The following is a 1138-nucleotide window of genomic DNA, read 5'->3' as shown; positions in this document are numbered from 1 at the left end:
TTTCTATGTATTGGAATGGAATCGGTCTGTTGTTGATATACGAGAACAATTTCCATTAAATCGCGAAGATACATTGTTTATTGCCACAAACAAAGGCATTAAACATCCAACAGATCCGAAATCCCAAATACCAATTGTCATGACCACTGATTTTCTTATCACGGTAACCACTTCAGCGGGCACAAAACATTATGCCCGAACAATAAAACCGTCAAAAGAACTGGAGAATCAACGAACCATTGAGAAATTAGAAATTGAACGTTCTTATTGGGAAGATCGTGGGATTGATTGGGGAATTGTCACGGAAAAAGAAATGCCTAGGAACCTGATTGAAAATGTTGAATGGTTACATTCGTCCTATTTTGGTATAGAAGGTTTGCCTACATCAGCACTTCATACTTATGCTCAACAAATGAAATCATTCATTAAGAAATATAATACTTCGATTATAGAAGTGGTAACAGAATTTGATAACACATTTCAATTAGAAAATGGAATGGGATTAGAAATCCTTAAGTATTTAATTGCTCACCGAGAAATACGTGTAGATATTAATCAAAAGATTCACACGCACCTTTGGGTGGAAGATGTTTTCAAACTAGACTTTATATAAGAAAGAAGGGATCAAATGTTTGTAATAAATGACATCATCAGTATTGAAGAAGCTAGCGGCAAGAAACAATTGGAGCGTATCCTTTGGATTGATGAAGGTAATGTAATCTGTTACACCATCGATATTGAAAAAGAAAAAGCACTACCCATTAAGCGGAAAATCTCTGATTTGCAGCAATTACATGCAGAACAATTATTATCGTTTATCGATAATGATCCTTATGGTTTTATCTATCAAGATGAGGAACAACTTCCTGAAAAAAATAAAATGTTGAGAGATGAACGCTGGGAATGCATCAAAGACATGGTTTTACAAGAGCCGGAAATATATGAAAGCGAAACAAGGGGTTCTCTCATTCGAATAGCGATGGAAAAGACGGGCAAAACCAAACGGTTACTTTATAAGTACATGGTTCAATATTGGCAAAGAGGTAAAGTGAAGAACGCTTTGTTGCCCGATTATCAAAATTCTGGCGGGAAAGGGAAGGAAAAGACTTGCACAGATAAGTGTAAATTATCACTTTAT

The 1138-nt window shown here is 35.5% G+C and carries 1 protein-coding gene and 1 pseudogene; both read left to right on the top strand.

Annotated elements, in window-relative coordinates; all coding sequences use genetic code 11:
• The coding region (locus tag VU18_RS16135; RefSeq protein WP_047758531.1) for a TnsA endonuclease N-terminal domain-containing protein at positions 1-613 on the top strand (613 nt) is incomplete at its 5' end.
• Between the two features lie 15 nt (positions 614-628).
• Positions 629-1138 (top strand): annotated as a pseudogene (locus tag VU18_RS16130) (DNA-binding protein); the annotation flags it as partial.

Source organism: Geobacillus sp. ZGt-1 (assembly GCF_001026865.1).
Lineage (GTDB): Bacteria > Bacillota > Bacilli > Bacillales > Anoxybacillaceae > Geobacillus > Geobacillus thermoleovorans.
This window is presented reverse-complemented; position numbering and strand designations above follow the sequence as displayed.